The organism is Pseudogulbenkiania subflava DSM 22618 (assembly GCF_900177275.1).
GTDB classification, from domain to species: domain Bacteria; phylum Pseudomonadota; class Gammaproteobacteria; order Burkholderiales; family Chromobacteriaceae; genus Pseudogulbenkiania; species Pseudogulbenkiania subflava.
Window position 1 is genome coordinate 26,740 of the sequence record NZ_FXAG01000018.1, and the last position, 16,597, is coordinate 43,336.

Here is a 16,597-nt window from a genome sequence, read left to right on the forward strand (position 1 = left end):
CTGCGCTTCTTGCCGGCTTTCAGTGTCTTACTGCGCGCGAACAAGCATGCAAATAACGCTACAAGTACAATGTCACGACAATTTGGAATAGGAGCTGCATCATGAAAAGAGACGATGAATTCGAACATGCTGATATGCCTGAAAACATCCGTCTCATATACTCAAGGGATGCAGTGAGTTCGTCCGACCTTGACATCTTGGTCCGCTACTGGACTCGAAAGGATGGCAAGTTTGCAGAGGCCGTTCAACAAATCAGCGCAGCTCTCGGCCCTTCCTCCGGAAAGGTCTCTCAGTACCTCACAACCCTCCCTGCCACTGCCATATTGACGCAAGCAGACCTCACCTGCGTTCATTGCGGAACTGGGCCAATACTGACTTCACGCTCCGACTATCAGCGTTTCCAGAAGCGCTCTCGCCACGTGGACACGGACGGCTTCTGCCAGACCTGTGCTTATTGGCATAAACCCATGAAGCCCAACAGCCAGTGGGTATTGGGACACCTGACTCGTACTACTGTAAGAGAATTGCTAAAGCGCTACTACTCTCAGGAGGACTGTTCGGCACTCGTAAAAGAGTATGCGATCAATGTTGACCCCGTTGAATTCGCGGCAAAACTCAACGGGGAAATAACGCGGGGGCGATGCCGACATTGTGACCATGGCTACAACTTCGACGCTATGAGCCAAGTGGAATATTTTGAGGGCTACGCTGAGCGTCTGATGAGCTGTAGCAATTGCGGCCACGATGCTTTAGTTCAAATCGTACGAAACGGTACATGGGAAGAGGAGGACTTCGGGCTCACCTACTCGATCTCCGAATTTTCTGACATAGAAGGTATGTCGCCGTGTACCTGCAAACAATGCGAGCGCGAGCGTAACAGTGACCCTGCTCGTAAGCGCCAGAGAATCCTTCGAGCGTATAGCTCTCCAAAGCAGCTAGCCGATATCAACAATCTCTCCCTGCAGCAGATTGTCTGCTTACTCGGAATGCTGTGGAGCCGAACTTCGGAAGATCGTCCCCATATAGTACTGGCACCGAATGTTGAACGCATGCACCTCACTCCTCAGGACAGGCATAAGTGGGACTGGATGCGAACACTGACGAAATCCTCGGTCATTTATGTTGATGCAGAGAAATCGCAGCTTAATGCTTTCGAGGATGACGATATCAATACCTATTTCATGGGCAAAGTGACTTATCTCACCAATGTCACCTTGGATGGGGAAAGCCGAGCGGAGCCGTCAAAATTACTATCGGCTATCATCGCGAAATTCCGAAACGGCTATTGGCAGGAAAGATGGACGGAGGAACTGTTACCACTGTGGAAGGACATCGCCACAGCGGAGTGTATGGCCTATACCGAGGAGCGCGCAGGATTCTACAATCTTGGCTTACCGAACGAAGAGAAGCTGCGAGCAATTTTCCAAAAATTGCTCGATGGGTTCAGCACATCTGAAATCTGGTACATGATCTCATCAGCTTATATGAATGCTGCTGCTTTTCTCCAGAGCGACAGGTGCAAGTCTCACGCTCATGCCACTAACACCGTGCCATCCAAGATCGTATCCCTGTCGGGGCAACCTCGAAGTCAGACCAAGAAATGGTCACGCATCAAAGACATTCCTCGCTGTGCTGTGACAGAAGTGCTATTCGACATCATGCTTGATGCGGAAGAAGATGCGGGGTTTAACCTAAGCCCTGGCAACACATGGCACCGATTGCTCGACCGCCATCTTTCCCGCAACCCGAGCAATGCGGGACAGAATTCCCAAAGCAGACACCTCTTGGCATCAGACGAAGCCCTACGTGAGCTGGCGGAGGAGTACGGCGACCCACGGATCGAAGCGCTGGTTGCATATGCTATTGCGGCACGGGAGTTCTTCAGCGGCAGCAACCATGGTCCCCATCCAGTCGAGCATTCGCTCAATATCGGAGATATACCCAAATAGTCTGACAATATCGCTACAGCGGGGGACATGCGCCCCCGAATATGGATTTCGGAAGGTGCATCTGAATAGCCTGTGCTACCGGCATCGTTCGTATGCAGACCGGCATCTGGACCATATCCGACGGACGGCCGAAGGCAGGTAAAGAGCATCGGGTCCCGCTGCCCGAAGCGGCTCTCCGCATACTACTGTCCAGAAAAGCCGAACAAGAGCCGGCAACAGATACGCTGGCGCTTCCTGGCAGGAAGGATGGCAAGCTACTATCCGACATGTCCCTGACCGCCGTTTTGAAGTGTATAAAGCGCGCAGACCAGACCGCCCATGGCTTCCGTTCTTCATTCCACGACTGGGGGGCATAGGCCACCAATTACCCTCACGACATGGCCGAAATGGCACTAACGCATACCGAGGGCGATAAGGTCGAAGCGGTCTATCGACACGGTGACATATTCAGAAAGCGGCGTCGCATGATGGCCGACTGGTCCACGCATTGCGACACCATCCGTAAGGAAGGCAAAGTGATTCATTTGTATGAAGCACGCTCCTTGGGAGCGGCATGATGGATTCTCTCTCCCAGATCGTACAACGCGCAGAAGAGCAGGCGCGCATTGCGGCAGAGCAAGCGGCACAGCTACGAAAGGCTGTGGCACAGATACGGTCACGGCAAGATGCAGAATTATGCATCGCATCGGTGAACGCCATTGTTGAGCTAGGCATCGAGCCATTTCCTGCTCTTCAAAATATCTTGCGACACGGGCCGGACCACGCGCTTCAAGCGGTACGGAATAAGGTAAGCACCGAGATTAACCTTGAGCTCTCATACGAACTCCAATTGCTACTCGACCATTTTGAGCAGAATCACTATGCGCCGGACAACCGTTCTTCGGAGCTACGCAGCAAGACCCGGGTAGCAGCCGAGCATTTCCTAACTCTCTTGGCCAATGGCAACCGCAACGAGGAAACGCTGATCTATGCGCAATCCCTCGCAGGCGCCATCCGTGCAGCAGGACTCACCCCGGGACGACAAGAAGCGAGCAAAGAGAATCGTGAGCGACAGAAAAAACGTCCGCAAGCAGTTCTGCGAGCAACAGGGCTAGGGGGGCATGCTGCTCCAAAGCACCGCGACCTTGTTGAGTCTGTGATGACTGCAGAAGGCTTCGAGGTTAATCATGCCCAAGCCATCCGCGAAGCACTTACGGCAGGGCTGACTGACCTGGTTCCGAAAGAAGCTGCGAAAGAAATCCGACGCATGAGCCGTCAATGATATCAAGGGGAAAGTGTCCGGACAGTTGCCCTCCCTCTTACCCGGCGCAATCCCCCATGATGCACCCAACACGCCGCATATTGCGGCGTCTTGTCTGGGAGTGTATCAACATGAATTCTTCAAACGCTTTAGAGCACACAGCGCCGCTGTTTCACCGCATCAACCCAACCGTTAAGCGCCTTGGGGTCTCCCGCGCTACGCTCTACCGCCTGGTAGGAGCTGGAGAGCTCGAATTGGTAAAGGTCGGACCCAAGGCTTCTGGCATCACACACCAATCGCTAGTGAAATTCTGTGCCGCGCGTGGGATTGCGCTGTAACCGGAGGCGAAATGAGCAAGTTTCACAAGCGAGAGCGCCGTTACGCAGCAAGAGCACTGGAGATCAAGCAACACATTCATGGCCAACTCATAGGATGGGAACTCACCGAACGCTTGGCTGAATTTCTGCCAATGAGTAACCAGCATCGTTTTCAATTACACCACGAGATGTGCCGCTTGATCGACAACCCGGATGCATTTATCCCTGTCATGCCATGCATTTCCATCATTGCTATCCCGTTTTTTGAAATCGATCTGGCAAAAATAATCATCTGGGAGAGCGCACGGTATCAGCTTATCGACGGCCCCGTGCTTTACACCCAGCCGGCATGGCGACGTATTAAGAAGGGGCGGAAGACATGATACCCGAGCGTATCCAAGGCAATGAACAACAGCCGGATGGAGAAAGCCGTCACGCTGTATCAGTCCAGGTGCCAACGGTTACCACCCCTGTGACCTACCTGCATGAAACCCCTCTGGCTAAAGCGCTGAGGTACGCCTCGCTTGGATGGCACGTGCTACCAATCAAACCTGGAGCGAAGGTGCCGCTAATCGGAGAATGGCAAAACAAAGCATCCTGCGACCCGCAGATGGTTCGACAATGGTGGCAGCAGTTTCCGAAAGCCGGTATTGGCGTACATTGCGGCCTATCTGGCGTTACGGTGATCGATGTTGACCCTCGCAATGGCGGCCATGATGCACTCGCCGAGCAAGAAAATGAGCGGGGATGGTTGCCAGACTATGGTTGTGCCATTGCCCGGACCGGGGGAGATGGCTGGCACTATGTTTTCCGCGCTCACGATGGGCAACGTTTGCCGGGCAAGTTGGGACTAGGCATCGACTTGTTACATGGTGATCGCTTCTTCATCGTGGAGCCGAGTACACACCCCAGCGGCAAACAGTATCGATGGGAACGTGGATTTAGCCCATTGGATATACCAGAGCTGCCACCTCTGCCAGATGAATGGGCAGCGCAGGCAACTCCGGTATATCCAATCTCCCATTCGAGGGATTTGGAAGACGCTCTTTCTCTCCTTGATCCGCGTGAGCCTGAGACGCCTGAGAAAGTCGAAATCGTGCGTTCGGCTCTTGAGGCAATAAGCCCGGATTGTGGCCGCGATACTTACCTGCGCGTTCTGATGGCTTTGCAATCTACCGGCTGGGATGACTGGAAGCAGATGGCCGAAGAGTGGGCCGATGGGAGCATGTGTGGACAGCCCTGTAGCCTGTTTAACGAGCAGGATTTCACGCGAGACTGCGAAGGGCTGAAAGTTGATGGCGGGGTATCGCTAGGCACTCTATTCCAGTATGCCAAGCAAGCCGGCTGGAAAGACCCTCGCAGCGATGTCTCTCTGCATGACTTTCACGGGGACGCAGACAACGGACACCGATTCGCCGAAAAGCATCGCGGGCAATTTTTGTTCATTCATTCGGACAAGGTTTGGCTTCAATGGGATGGGATGCGCTGGGCAAAGTGCGAACAGGGAGAGGAGCGTGCCGCAGCGAGGCAGGTCGCCCTGGAAGGGCTGGACGATGCTCAAGCAGCGATGAAGGCCAACCCGACCGACCGAACACGAGACGATTGGCGCCAAGCAACCAGCGTTTTTCGCAATGAGAAACGTCACGAGGCGTTGTTGCGCGTTGCATCAACCGAGCCCGGTATGAGCATTAGCAACCCTGGCCAGTTAGACGCAAATCCTTTGCTTCTCGGTGTGCGTAACGGCGTTGTCGACCTGAGAACCGGCACCCTACTGCGGGCCAGCCCGGAAATGCGCATCTCCCGCCAAGCCGGCGCGGCTTTCAACCAAGGAGCACAGTGCCCTCGATGGCTGAACTTCTTACATGACGTGTTCGAGGGGGACGAGGCGGTGCTTGGATTTGTCCAACGTGCTGTCGGCTACACCCTTACTGGTCTGGTTGACGAGGAAAAAATGTTTTTCCTTTTCGGTCAAGGAGCAAACGGCAAAAGTGTTTTTGCGAATGTCCTGCATGCTGTATTCGGCGAATACGCAGTGAATGTCCGGTCATCGTTGCTGACACGCGATCTTCGCGGACAAAACAGCGAAGGCGAGCGAGAAAAAATCCGGCTGCCCGGCTCTCGATTGGCGCTCATCAATGAGGTAGGGAGCCATGATGTGTTCGACGATGCACGCCTAAAAGAACTGGTTGCACGAGACCCCATCGGCGCGCGGGCTCTGTATGGCGAAAGCTATCAATTCATGCCAACGCACAAGATTTTTCTCCGAGGCAATCATCAACCAGGCGCCATGGATTCTGGCGATGGCTTCTGGCGGCGAATGGTGCTAATCCCATTCAAGCGACAGTTCGCCGAGCATGAGCGCATTCCCGACCTTGAGCGGCGAATTCTCGAAGCGGAACGAGATGGCATCCTTGGGTGGATGGTGAACGGCTGCATTGCCTGGCGGCGCGACGGATTAGGCATCCCTGACTCCATCCGTACGGCCTCAGATGAATATCGCCGCGATACCGATTTGATGGGGGAGTGGCTAGAGAGCTGCTGCAAGGTTCGCCCACGCGAGGAAACGCCGGTTGGAGTGCTGCACGAGAGCTATTGTCGATTCTTGCGTGAGGCCGGCGTAAACATCCCTAGCCGAAGCGTGTTCGGGCGGCAGCTTGCTAATCGCGGCTACCAAACACGCCGAAGCAACAGCAATCGGTTTGTGATGGGGCTGTCCTTTGACGAGTGGAGGGACGACGAGTTGTAACAGTGCGGCAAGTGCGGCAAATGGCCCGGTTTACCAAAACTTCCTTATATGAGCGATATAGGAAAGTTTATGTAAATCACGCGATTTGCCGCACTTGCCGCACTGCGACAATTCACCCCTCGGCCGACATGTACCCACTATCGAAATTAGCATTTGGGCGGAAACGGTCAAGACCCTTGGCTACCAGCTACTTGCGGGCACCTATACGCCCTACCCACCGCAGTCGTGTTTGTCGTTCCAAGCGAACCCCAGGCGTTTGTGTTCTTCATATCCTGGATGTAGACCACGTTCCCGCCCAGCTCATATGCCTGGTTTCTCATGTCATTCCTAGCCCCGATTAGCAAGTTCTTGTTCGACGTGTAGTCGCCAGTGAACCAGTTGCCCTGGCTCCCAACGACCTCACCGAGGAATTTGCAGGAGGCTTTCGGCGGTGGCTCGTTGACGATTTCTACAAAAGCAGCCTCAGGACGCACAGGGATGGCCGAACAGCCAGCCAAAACGAGAGCACAAGCAGCACCCAGTATCGCCTTGTTCATATTCACTCCATTTTCTGATGCGGAAAGCATACTGGAGGATGCCGGCTGGTGCCAAGGCGAGCCCGAAAAATTCATGAAGAACGGGGCTCAGCGCCCCCCCGACACCCCGTCACCCCCAGGAGGGACCCGCTCACCCTCCTTTCGACTTTTTCCCTTTTCCCGCCGCGAAGCCGGGCCAGGGCAAGGCATGCACGCATTAACATAATAAAACACACGCACTAGGGCAGGCCCATATGCACGCCACCAGGTACACACGCATCCAGACAAGGCCACCAGGCAACACTCTGCCTGGAGGGAGCCCCTTACACCGGCCCCCAGGACAGGCGACCAGGACGCAAAAAGGGCGAGCCACAAAGCCCGCCCCACAGGGTAACAAAAAGGCCGGCCACCAGGGCCAGCCGTCTAGCTTACTCGCTGGGCTTCTGCTCTATTGTCTCGCGCCAGTGTTTCAACGTGGCTGTGGCCCGGCGCAGTTGGTCCGACGTGGGCGACAAGAAACAGAACAGCGCAAAGCCGAGGACTGCGAAAAATATTGCCTGACCAAGGTTACCTAATACCAGACATACCAGAGCAGCCACCAAGGCCGCCAGGATAGACCCCACGGCCAGCAGGGCAGACAAAAGAACAGGAATCACAGATTACTCCCGCGCCTGAAGATGGCCGATTGTAGCGTGCGTCTTTCGATACAGCCACCAAACGCGCGCGGCCACATGGCCAAGAAAGCACGTATATAGGTAGTCACTCACGCACACAGGCACTCATTCAGATAGAAATAGCGAACTGAATAGCGGCGATGCACTTCACGTGGCAAAAGCAAAGGATGGATCGAAAGACCTCTAAGCAGGCTGACCTGATGAAATCAAGAACAGGCCGCTTGGCCCTCTAGCCTCCAATGTTTACATGACAAAACCAAAAAACCAGCCTTGCGCTGGTTTTTTCATGTAGGGCTGCGAGTAACCCAATGGCAAGCATGGCCTTAGCAGTCCACGTTAGTCAGGTGATGGTCAAGGGATCAGGCCAAGCAGAAGATAGGAGGAGGAGAATGAGCCAAGGGGGAGGCCTTCCATATTTGACTGTGGGCAATCTAGCCCAAAGTAGGCCTATATGTGATCTTCCTTTTCTTTCGGCTGGTCATCATCCTCGGCACGATGAGTATCGGCGTACCAAGTGACGGCACCAGCAAAGACCAGGATCGCTAGCATCATCCACATCCCCTGGTTCATTAGTTAGCTTCCTTGTCGTGGCTTCGACGCAACCGCATGGACATTGCAATCAAAGCGATGCCAGAGACAACAAAGTAAACCGCCCCCGCGGTGCTGAAATTATCCAAATACAGTCTGCCGGCAATACCGCCTAGTATTGCGACCGTCCCTACATTACCGAAAATATTTGCGATGCCTTCACGTTGTGCTTTGTTAAACTTCATCTGAGCAGACCTCTTTCATTGCTGCAATGCGGCCTTCCTAAATTACTTACCAGCCTTCGAGTCCCTTAAGGGCAAAAGCGAGCAAGGTATACAGCGACCACGCTGTGATCTTCCTCCAGCCAATCTACCAGATGTGCATGTACTGGAGCATATTGACCGTTATGCCGGTTCAAGCATGACCAGCATGCTGGTGACCGCTGACAACCAGAGAACGGACATCGCAGTGGGCATAAGGCAGTGACTCAGTTCGACCTTTTGCGGTCTTTCGAGCCTTCACGCCGAGCGGCCGATCAGTGGTGGGGCTACCCTTTACTTGGCAAGGTTCATGAGCAGAGTGCAGATGCCCCCGCCGTAGGCACCCGCCGCGTCTAGGAGGTATTCTTTGCCATCGCCAAGCCTCCCAGAGAGCCGAAACGGCGGTGGAACGCTACGGGTTCAGTAAAAGTAGTACTGGCGAGCAGCGCTCCTTTGGCTTCCCCGCCGCAATACCAAAGTTTACGCGCTGACCAATCTTGGGCTTGACTCCTGCACTGAAGAATTCGCTGAGATGAAAGAAAACAGAGCCCCCACCATCTACTGATATGTAACCGGCCGTAGCTGTTCCGCCGTTTGCGTACTTGTGGGGATAGGTCGCTATCACCCCAGTCTTTCTCGGTGCAGCCGAGTAGCAGAGAGCTTCGCATCTTTGTACGACTTCATCCGCCTTAAGCCGAAGCTCAGGGTCAATCTGCAGGCAACTATGTACGAGAGACCATAGTTCCTGCTCTAGTAGGGCCGTTTCCTGATGCGTCCCAAACCATTCGGGAGACTTCAATTCGATTTTCCCGGTCAGTTGCGCTTGTGCCATTTTCATGATGGCTCCTTTGCCCCCGCCGAAAGGTGGCTTTCCTAGTAGCAAGTGGCAGGCGATTGCACCTAGTGCCCAGATGTCAGCTGGCTGGCCAGCGCTTGACCAATCATTCCAGCATTCCGGGGCCAAATACGGAACCGCCCCGAGAAGCGTACTCGATGAAGTCAGAGTGTTTTCATCTTGCTCGAATTTCTCAATCTCGGCTTCCAGTTCCTTCTCGGCAAGCTTAGCGATGCCAAAGTCGGTCAACTTGATGATGTCCATGTGACCATCGGCGGACGTCATGATGTTGCTGGGTTTGAGATCGCGGTGGCAGATGCCCACCTTGTGCGCAGCCTGAATTCCCTTAGCGATGTTATGTACCACCCAAGCTGCGAGCGACGGGTCGAGAAAGGCAAAGTCGCTGGCGAGACGCCTGCCAAGATCCTTTCCTTCAATGAACTCCTCCACCAAGCATCGGTTGGGGCCTTCCTCGACATAGTCAAGAGTTGCTGCCACATTTGGGTGTACAACGCGGGCTCCCATCTGCGCGCCCCTACTAAAGCGCTTGTCCACGATTCCCTCGCGCGGCGTCTTCAGTGCAACGACTCGTTCCAGCGCAAGGTCGAAGCAACGATAGACCTCCTGCATACCACCTTCAAGGTGGAAAGCCTCAACCCTGTACCGCCCCGCGATGACCATGCCGGCCTTGAACTTCATATAACAACCTCCGGGTGCGACGAGAAGAATGTGACCCACTGCCTGGACGAACCCAAGCTAGTATCACCAAATCCAAGGACACACGCTTCGTGCAGCACGTTGCCAGGTTCAGCCGGTACGTTGTTGATGCTGACCGAACCGTCAACCTCAGCGATCGAGAATCGAAGACCGTCATAGGTGACTTTTAATTGGCCCAACGTACCAATCTTCAACGTGACCGATGGCTGTTTCGCGGACAGCTCAAACACTTTATGCATACCTTGCACAAAGAGGCCACGATGCTTGTTCCGACTGAGGTGTCTAGCCAATACCGAACTGATCTGATCTGCTGAGGGCCGGTTCTTTGGCTGCGGATCAAGACACGCATAGAGAATGTCGATCACTTCTTTGTGAAGACCATCAGCTTGCTTGTCAGCGGTTGGCATCACGGTGCTAATGGATGAGGCACGCCCGGAGGTCTGCGGTGGCATCTCCAACAACTGCGTAGGGAACTTGGGATGGGCAAGCGCCCATGCACATACGCCTAGAGCATAGATATCCATCTCGGGCGTAATCGTCGCGCCCGGAACATACAGCTCTGGCGCTGCATAAATCAGCGTGCCCTTGTTTTGCTTAGTCTGATACCCGCCGTCTGATGACGATATTCCGAAGTCAAATAGCTTGACGACGCCAGCAGCCGACTCTTTGAAGTTGTCGAGTTTCAGGTCGCGGTGAACGATGCCAACTGCGTGCAAGTCGCGAAGAGCGCATGCAAGCTGATATAGGATTTTGATGTAGAGTTGTGGATTGCTCTCCGCCTCCTTATGAAATGCGGAGAAGTCGCGGCCACGGAGACGCTCTATGACGACGCCCGTGATTTCACCATTATCATTCAAAATGACATCGTACACTTCGACAACATGACGAGACCGGGCCTTGCAAAGGCCTTTGAGTTCGTTCTGAAGTTGAGCGTTGTTTGCTGTGTCCTGCATCACCTTCAACAGGACGACTCTTCGGAGGAAGGTGTCCTCAAGTGGGATAACTGTTCCGAATCCCCCTGCCAGTACGCTCTTCGTCAGAGTTTTGTATCGCTGCGGCAGTTTCACCCCTCACTCCCTTTCATCTTCTTCTTAGCTTACTCGTCCTGCTTGGGTTCTTCGTTAATCATCACTTCAATCTTCGGCCTCGCCTCGTTGGATTCGGCCGTATCAAGTTTTAGCTGCAACTCGTCTACGGTATCTCGGGGTTCCTTCTTTTTTGCTCTACGCTTCACCTTTTCTGACTTGCCGCGCGCTTGCGCGGACTTGCCTTCGCCTATCAAGTCATTCGTAAAAATCTTGATCTTAGCGGACGGCAGCCACAAAGTGATTTCCATTTGCCGTCGACCATCTGAGGCCTGTACCTCTCGACCACCACACAGCCGTTCCAAATCACCAACGACAATCAACGAAGCGTTGTCCACGCCACCTACCCAATTTGCAAGGGCGATGGACCTTCGAACGGCGTCAATTGGCGTGCTTGCGTTTGCAACGGCGGTCTCGAAGTCCCTTGCCGCGCGCCACAATCCGTCTGAACCCAGCACAGCGCCGAGACGAAAGTGCTCTTTTGTGTATGTCTGGATACGCAATTCGTCTGCTGTTCTCCCGCTTTCCCCAATTGCCTGGGAGAGCCGACCTTGAAGTCCGCGTGCCTTGATTAGAGCGGCGGGGTTACCCGGTAGATTCTTCAGCTCGTTCTCAATCGTGTCGTCAATAGTGACCTGATTCAACTTGCTCGAACTTGGATCCCAACTGTACGCGCGGCTATCACCAACGTTAGCGCAGACAAGATGCCCGCTCGCGGTGGTTAAGAGCATCACTAGAGTCGTCGCACCACGCCCTTGAAGCTCCTTTCGGACGAGGTCGTCGGCCCGCCTAACAAGAGCAACGGCTAGTTCCTTCAAAGAAGGGTGTACCTGCTGCTGAGCGAGGTCGACAATGATGCTAGTAATCGCAATAGCTGCTGCCTGGTCACCCGACTCTGATCCACCGACACCATCACAGACGAGTGCGACCGTGTACGTTTCTGTATTGGGTGCCTCGATGCGCACAACCGCGATGCGATCTTCGTTCCGGTCTCGCTTGAAACCAGGATGCGTGGCCATGGCGAGCCCAAGCTCGTCTATGACCATTTGCGAGGCTTGCGATCCGACGATCTCGTCCAGGATCGTGGCTTGGAGCAAAGGAGCTCCCGGGGGAGGGTTGTACGAGTTTTGGATCATCATGCCTGTATGTTACCTTGAACAGCTGGCTCGGAGGCACAGCCTTCAGTCGGCCAACGCGACTGTTGCTGACCAGTCGCCGCAAAAGGTGTCACTCTAGACGCAAGTCTGTAGGAAGAAACTAACCTGCAGCGGTCTTCCGGGCAATCGGGCAATGGAGATCAAAGTCCGCTGCTGGCCGAACTCCGCCACCTGCAGCCCCGTGTCGTGGAGACGGCACAGCCGGCCATTTCTGTCACAACCAGCAAAGAGTGCCGTTGGTGGTCAGCGTGGACCGGCACCAGTGGTCAGATACGCCGGAATACGCCGGATGTAGGCAACCCCACTCAGCCAAGGTTTGCGGATTCTCCCTCGGTACTGTTGTTAGCTCCCGCCAAGGCTGACTACCGCGAGTGACATGCAAACGGACTCATAATAAACCAGCGCAGCAACACGAGTGCAAGAGGAGCACAACAAGCTTGAACGGTTGAGCTACCAACCACCCGAATGGTTGGTGCAGAGAGGTGGTCACCACAGGGGGACTCTAAAGAAGACCGGTTACGACCTCGCAGAAACGCCAATAAACAGAGCATTCTTCATAAACGTGTACCCAAGGGTGTACCCAAATGAAAAACTCGAATAAACAAACCAAGCAACAGAATGGCTTTGAGCCACCTACTCAGCAAACAAATTCAATATCGAATAAGCCGTCGCGCCGCTTCGGCCAACGTCTCGGAAAGCCCCGCCTGTCGGGGCTTTTTTCATGCCATCGTGGCCACGCGCCGCTATTACGGGCAACTATTGATCCAAATCAAGGGCGCCCGGCCCGATTGAGCGGAACATCTCGCCTGCGAACGGCTCTGAAGACGACAGAGCCCGCCTCCTCTCCCGCCCATCTGCACTGGACCGCAGCTATTGCGACGGCGAGTCATTTCCAGGGCCTCTCCCTGTCTAGGCCTCTCTGCGATTATTTCAGCAGAATTTTGTAACGGTTTGTAACAAGGCCATAGCCTCGTTTCCGATACATGCGAAATTCATAGAACCCTAATATATCAGGCGCTAGCGGCAACACATCAAAGCAGCGCACCTGCGGCCATCGCCCGAACCAGGCCAATCCGGCCTCCAGCGCCACGGCAGCGGTATTGAACAAGCATCAAAAATGGCTTTCAATACAGCCCGTCCAGTTCAGATCCTAAGGATGGAATGACCACCCCATTCCATTCGCTTTTCCTTATCTAAAGCGAAGTAATCGACAAGCATTGCCGTGTCGTCAACGGCTCGCCAGGTAACGCGGCTACCCGCCTCGCAAGAGGTCTTTCCGTCCGCTCCCAGGCTCGAGCCCGTGCAAGTCGAGCAGTGAATTTCTACTGTCACGCCATCTATCTGAACGATCGCCAAATCGTTCTTATCAAGTGATCACCGGGGCCATCGCGAGGTTGAAATAGCCGTAGCCGGCTACGTCGCGGCGTGCCGATTTGACCGGGACTGCGGCGTTTGGCCTTGTTATTCCGCCTTTAGGCGAAATACGCGTTTGCTTCCCCCAAGCCTGATCGAGGTGACGGTCGACCCCTGCCACGTTCGTCTTGCTTGGGCATGACAAAAAGCTACTTTCACTTCAACTAAGGTCGTAGGATGATAAACAGTAAACACCCACGCATTTTACGAGGGCTTGCACTGGGCGCCGCCGCCCTGCTCTCCGGCTGCCAGGGCGGTATTCTTGACCCCAAAGGTCAGGTCGCGGCAGACGAAAAATCCCTGATCATCACAGCCACCGTGCTGATGCTGCTGGTGGTCGTTCCGGTCATTCTGATGACCTTGGGATTCGCCTGGAAATACCGCGCCAGCAACAAGAGCGCCACCTACGACCCGAAATGGTCGCACTCCGGCAAGATCGAAGCCGTAGTCTGGATCATCCCGATCATCATCGTCTCCTTCCTCGCCGTCATCACCTGGAACAGCACCCACAAGCTCGACCCCTACCGCCCACTCGATTCGGCCGTGAAGCCGATCAACGTGCAGGTCGTGTCGCTGGACTGGAAATGGCTGTTCATCTACCCGGACCTGAACATCGCCAGCGTCAACCAGCTGGTCTTCCCGGCCAACACCCCGGTGAACTTCAAGATCACCTCCGATGCCGCGATGAACTCCTTCTTCATCCCGCAGCTGGGCGGCCAGATCTACTCGATGGCCGGCATGCAGACCAAGCTGCACCTGATCGCCAACGAGCCCGGCAGCTATGACGGCATGTCGGCCAACTACAGCGGCGCCGGCTTCTCCGGCATGAAGTTCAAGGCCACCGCCACCGCCACTCCGGCCGAGTTCGACGCCTGGGTGAAACAGGTACGCAGCGGCAAGCCGCTGGACGCCACCAGCTACGCACAACTGCTGAACCAGAGTGAAAACAACCCGGTACAGCACTTCTCGTCCGTCACCCCGGGCCTGTTCTACGGCGTACTGAACAAGTACATGGCCGGCCACCAGACCTCCATGGAATCCGGACTCAGCCCCATTCAGCTTGCCGCGCTCTCCAAGAGCCTGTGCAAGACGCCGGTCGTTAAAGAGTAAGGAAAGACAATGTTATTAGGCAAACTGACTCTGGACGCCATACCGTTCCATGAGCCAATCATCATGGGGGCGCTCTCCGGCGCCGGCCTGTTTGGTCTCGCGATCATTGCCGCCATCACCAAGTTCGGCAAGTGGGGCTACCTGTGGAAAGAGTGGTTGACCTCGGTCGACCACAAGAAGATCGGCGTGATGTACATCATCGTGGCGCTGGTCATGCTGCTGCGCGGCTTCGCCGATGCGCTGATGATGCGTACCCAGCTGGCCATGGCCACCGGCGGCGCTCACGGCATTTTCCCGCCCGAACACTACGACCAGATCTTCACCGCCCACGGTGTGATCATGATCATCTTCATGGCCATGCCGTTCATGACCGGCCTGATGAACATCGTGGTGCCGCTGCAGATCGGCGCCCGTGACGTGGCCTTCCCGTTCCTGAACTCGCTGAGCTTCTGGCTGCTGGTCGCCGCCGCGGCGCTGGTGAACATCTCGCTCGGCGTGGGTGAGTTCGCCAAGACCGGCTGGGTGGCCTATCCGCCGCTGTCCGAACTGGCCTACAGTCCTGGCGTGGGGGTGGATTACTACATCTGGGCCCTGCAGATATCCGGCATAGGGACGACATTAACGGCGCTCAACTTCCTGGTGACCATCCTCAAGATGCGCGCACCGGGCATGAAACTGATGCAAATGCCGATCTTCACCTGGACCTGCACCTGGGCCAACGTGCTGATCGTAAGCTCGTTCCCGATCCTGACCGGCGCGCTCGCCATGCTGACGCTGGACCGCTACCTGGACTTCCACTTCTTCACCAGTGAAGCCGGCGGCAACCCGATGATGTACCTCAACCTGTTCTGGGCCTGGGGTCATCCGGAAGTGTACATCCTGGTCCTGCCGGCCTTCGGCATCTTCTCGGAAGTGATCTCCACCTTCTCCGGCAAGCGCCTGTTCGGCCATACCTCGATGATCATCGCCAGCGGCGTGATCACGGTACTGGGCTTCATGGTGTGGCTGCACCACTTCTTCACCATGGGTTCCGGCGCCAGCGTGAACGCTTTCTTCGGCATCGCCACCATGGTGATCTCGGTGCCCACCGGTGTGAAGCTGTTCAACTGGCTGTTCACCATCTACCGCGGCCGCCTGCGCTTCACCGCGCCGGTACTGTGGACCCTTGGCTTCATGGTCACCTTCTCGATCGGCGGCATGACCGGCGTGCTGATGGCCGTGCCGGGTGCCGACTTCATGCTGCACAACAGCCTGTTCCTGATCGCCCACTTCCATAACACCATCATCGGCGGTGCCGTATTCGGCTATCTCGCCGGCTTCGTGTTCTGGTTCCCGAAAGCCTTCGGCTTCAAGCTGGACGAGCGCCTGGGCAAGGCCGCGTTCTGGTTCTGGCAGACCGGCTTCTACTTCGCCTTCGTGCCGCTCTACATCCTGGGCTTCATGGGCATGACCCGTCGCCTGAACCACACCGACAACCCGCTGTGGACCCCGTGGCTGTACGCCGCCTGCATCGGCGCGGTGCTGATCGCCATCGGCATCGGCTGCCAGCTGCTGCAGATCTACGTGAGCGTGCGCAACCGCAAGCAGCTTGCCGACGTGACCGGCGACCCGTGGAATGGCCACACCCTGGAGTGGTCAACCTCCTCGCCGCCGCCGTTCTACAACTTCGCCAAGGTCCCGCACGTGCATGACATCGACGCCTTCACCGACATGAAGGAAAAAGGCGTGGCCTATGAGATTCCGCAGCAGTACGCGCCGATTCACATGCCGCAGAACACCGCGGCCGGCGTCTACATCGGCGGCTTCACCCTGGTATGCGGCTTCGCCCTGATCTGGCACATCTGGTGGCTCGCCATCGTCGGCCTGCTGGGCATCATCGCCAGCATGCTGGGCCGTGCCTACGACAGCAATCTCGACTACTACGTTCAGCCGGACGAAGTGGAATCCATCGAGCGCGAGCGCTTCGAAAAGATGGGCATCGACTTCGACCGCTACGACGAGCGCGAAACCGCCCGTCCGCGTCCGACCAAAACTCTGGAGCAGGTGTAATC

General features: G+C 55.6%; 11 protein-coding genes. 6 read left to right on the forward strand and 5 right to left on the reverse strand.

Translation table 11 applies throughout. The features are described from left to right. Positions 1 to 101 precede the first annotated feature (101 nt). From B9N72_RS15115 to B9N72_RS15140, 4 genes are all read left to right on the forward strand, one after another. Positions 102 to 1,949 carry a hypothetical protein gene (locus tag B9N72_RS15115; RefSeq protein ID WP_085277137.1) on the forward strand — a complete coding sequence of 616 codons (1,848 nt, stop codon included), beginning with the start codon at positions 102 to 104 and terminating at the stop codon, positions 1,947 to 1,949. Between the two features lie 553 nt (positions 1,950 to 2,502). Then, positions 2,503 to 3,210 carry a hypothetical protein gene (locus B9N72_RS15125; RefSeq protein ID WP_085277139.1) on the forward strand — a complete coding sequence of 236 codons (708 nt, stop codon included), beginning with the start codon at positions 2,503 to 2,505 and terminating at the stop codon, positions 3,208 to 3,210. A 328-nt stretch (positions 3,211 to 3,538) separates the two neighbouring features. After that, on the forward strand, positions 3,539 to 3,889 hold the full coding sequence (locus tag B9N72_RS15135; RefSeq protein WP_085277140.1) for a hypothetical protein: 351 nt from the start codon (positions 3,539 to 3,541) through the stop codon (positions 3,887 to 3,889). After that, positions 3,886 to 6,252 carry a phage/plasmid primase, P4 family gene (locus B9N72_RS15140; RefSeq protein WP_085277141.1) on the forward strand — a complete coding sequence of 789 codons (2,367 nt, stop codon included), beginning with the start codon at positions 3,886 to 3,888 and terminating at the stop codon, positions 6,250 to 6,252. The genes B9N72_RS15135 and B9N72_RS15140 overlap by 4 nt, the downstream gene beginning before the upstream one ends. 167 nt (positions 6,253 to 6,419) lie before the next feature. Here B9N72_RS15140 and B9N72_RS15145 read toward each other — a convergent pair whose 3' ends face one another. The 5 genes from B9N72_RS15145 to B9N72_RS15170 all read right to left on the reverse strand — a co-directional run bounded on the left by B9N72_RS15145 (position 6,420) and on the right by B9N72_RS15170 (position 12,005). Then, complete coding sequence (locus tag B9N72_RS15145) at positions 6,420 to 6,788, reverse strand: DUF4156 domain-containing protein (RefSeq protein WP_085277142.1); 369 nt, start codon at positions 6,786 to 6,788, stop codon at positions 6,420 to 6,422. A 1,222-nt stretch (positions 6,789 to 8,010) separates the two neighbouring features. Beyond that, positions 8,011 to 8,214 (reverse strand): hypothetical protein, encoded by a 204-nt coding sequence (locus B9N72_RS15155; RefSeq protein ID WP_085277144.1) that lies wholly within the window; start codon positions 8,212 to 8,214, stop codon positions 8,011 to 8,013. Positions 8,215 to 8,641: 427 nt separating this feature from the next. Further along, positions 8,642 to 9,763: a serine/threonine-protein kinase gene (locus tag B9N72_RS15160; protein ID WP_085277145.1), complete on the reverse strand. Its 1,122-nt coding sequence runs from the start codon at positions 9,761 to 9,763 to the stop codon at positions 8,642 to 8,644. Continuing rightward, positions 9,760 to 10,848: a protein kinase domain-containing protein gene (locus tag B9N72_RS15165; protein WP_200811008.1), complete on the reverse strand. Its 1,089-nt coding sequence runs from the start codon at positions 10,846 to 10,848 to the stop codon at positions 9,760 to 9,762. The genes B9N72_RS15160 and B9N72_RS15165 overlap by 4 nt, the downstream gene beginning before the upstream one ends. A gap of 29 nt (positions 10,849 to 10,877) precedes the next feature. Continuing rightward, entirely contained in the window at positions 10,878 to 12,005 is a 1,128-nt protein-coding gene (locus B9N72_RS15170) for a PP2C family protein-serine/threonine phosphatase (RefSeq protein WP_085277146.1), read from the reverse strand. A gap of 1,608 nt (positions 12,006 to 13,613) precedes the next feature. Here B9N72_RS15170 and cyoA point away from each other — a divergent pair. Both cyoA and cyoB read left to right on the forward strand, forming a co-directional pair. Beyond that, positions 13,614 to 14,546 carry a ubiquinol oxidase subunit II gene (cyoA, locus tag B9N72_RS15175; RefSeq protein WP_085277147.1) on the forward strand — a complete coding sequence of 311 codons (933 nt, stop codon included), beginning with the start codon at positions 13,614 to 13,616 and terminating at the stop codon, positions 14,544 to 14,546. 9 nt (positions 14,547 to 14,555) lie between these two features. Further along, on the forward strand, positions 14,556 to 16,595 hold the full coding sequence (gene cyoB, locus B9N72_RS15180) for a cytochrome o ubiquinol oxidase subunit I (protein WP_085277148.1): 2,040 nt from the start codon (positions 14,556 to 14,558) through the stop codon (positions 16,593 to 16,595). The last annotated feature ends 2 nt before the right edge of the window (positions 16,596 to 16,597 follow it).

Excerpts from the sequence above, each read along its gene's own strand:
- B9N72_RS15115 (WP_085277137.1), top strand. The coding sequence starts at position 102 with ATGAAAAGAGACGATGAATTCGAACATGCTGATATGCCTGAAAACATC.
- B9N72_RS15125 (WP_085277139.1), top strand. The coding sequence starts at position 2,503 with ATGATGGATTCTCTCTCCCAGATCGTACAACGCGCAGAAGAGCAGGCG.
- B9N72_RS15135 (WP_085277140.1), top strand. The coding sequence starts at position 3,539 with ATGAGCAAGTTTCACAAGCGAGAGCGCCGTTACGCAGCAAGAGCACTG.
- B9N72_RS15140 (WP_085277141.1), top strand. The coding sequence starts at position 3,886 with ATGATACCCGAGCGTATCCAAGGCAATGAACAACAGCCGGATGGAGAA.
- B9N72_RS15145 (WP_085277142.1), bottom strand. The coding sequence starts at position 6,788 with ATGAACAAGGCGATACTGGGTGCTGCTTGTGCTCTCGTTTTGGCTGGC.
- B9N72_RS15155 (WP_085277144.1), bottom strand. The coding sequence starts at position 8,214 with ATGAAGTTTAACAAAGCACAACGTGAAGGCATCGCAAATATTTTCGGT.
- B9N72_RS15160 (WP_085277145.1), bottom strand. The coding sequence starts at position 9,763 with ATGAAGTTCAAGGCCGGCATGGTCATCGCGGGGCGGTACAGGGTTGAG.
- B9N72_RS15170 (WP_085277146.1), bottom strand. The coding sequence starts at position 12,005 with ATGATGATCCAAAACTCGTACAACCCTCCCCCGGGAGCTCCTTTGCTC.
- cyoA (WP_085277147.1), top strand. The coding sequence starts at position 13,614 with ATGATAAACAGTAAACACCCACGCATTTTACGAGGGCTTGCACTGGGC.
- cyoB (WP_085277148.1), top strand. The coding sequence starts at position 14,556 with ATGTTATTAGGCAAACTGACTCTGGACGCCATACCGTTCCATGAGCCA.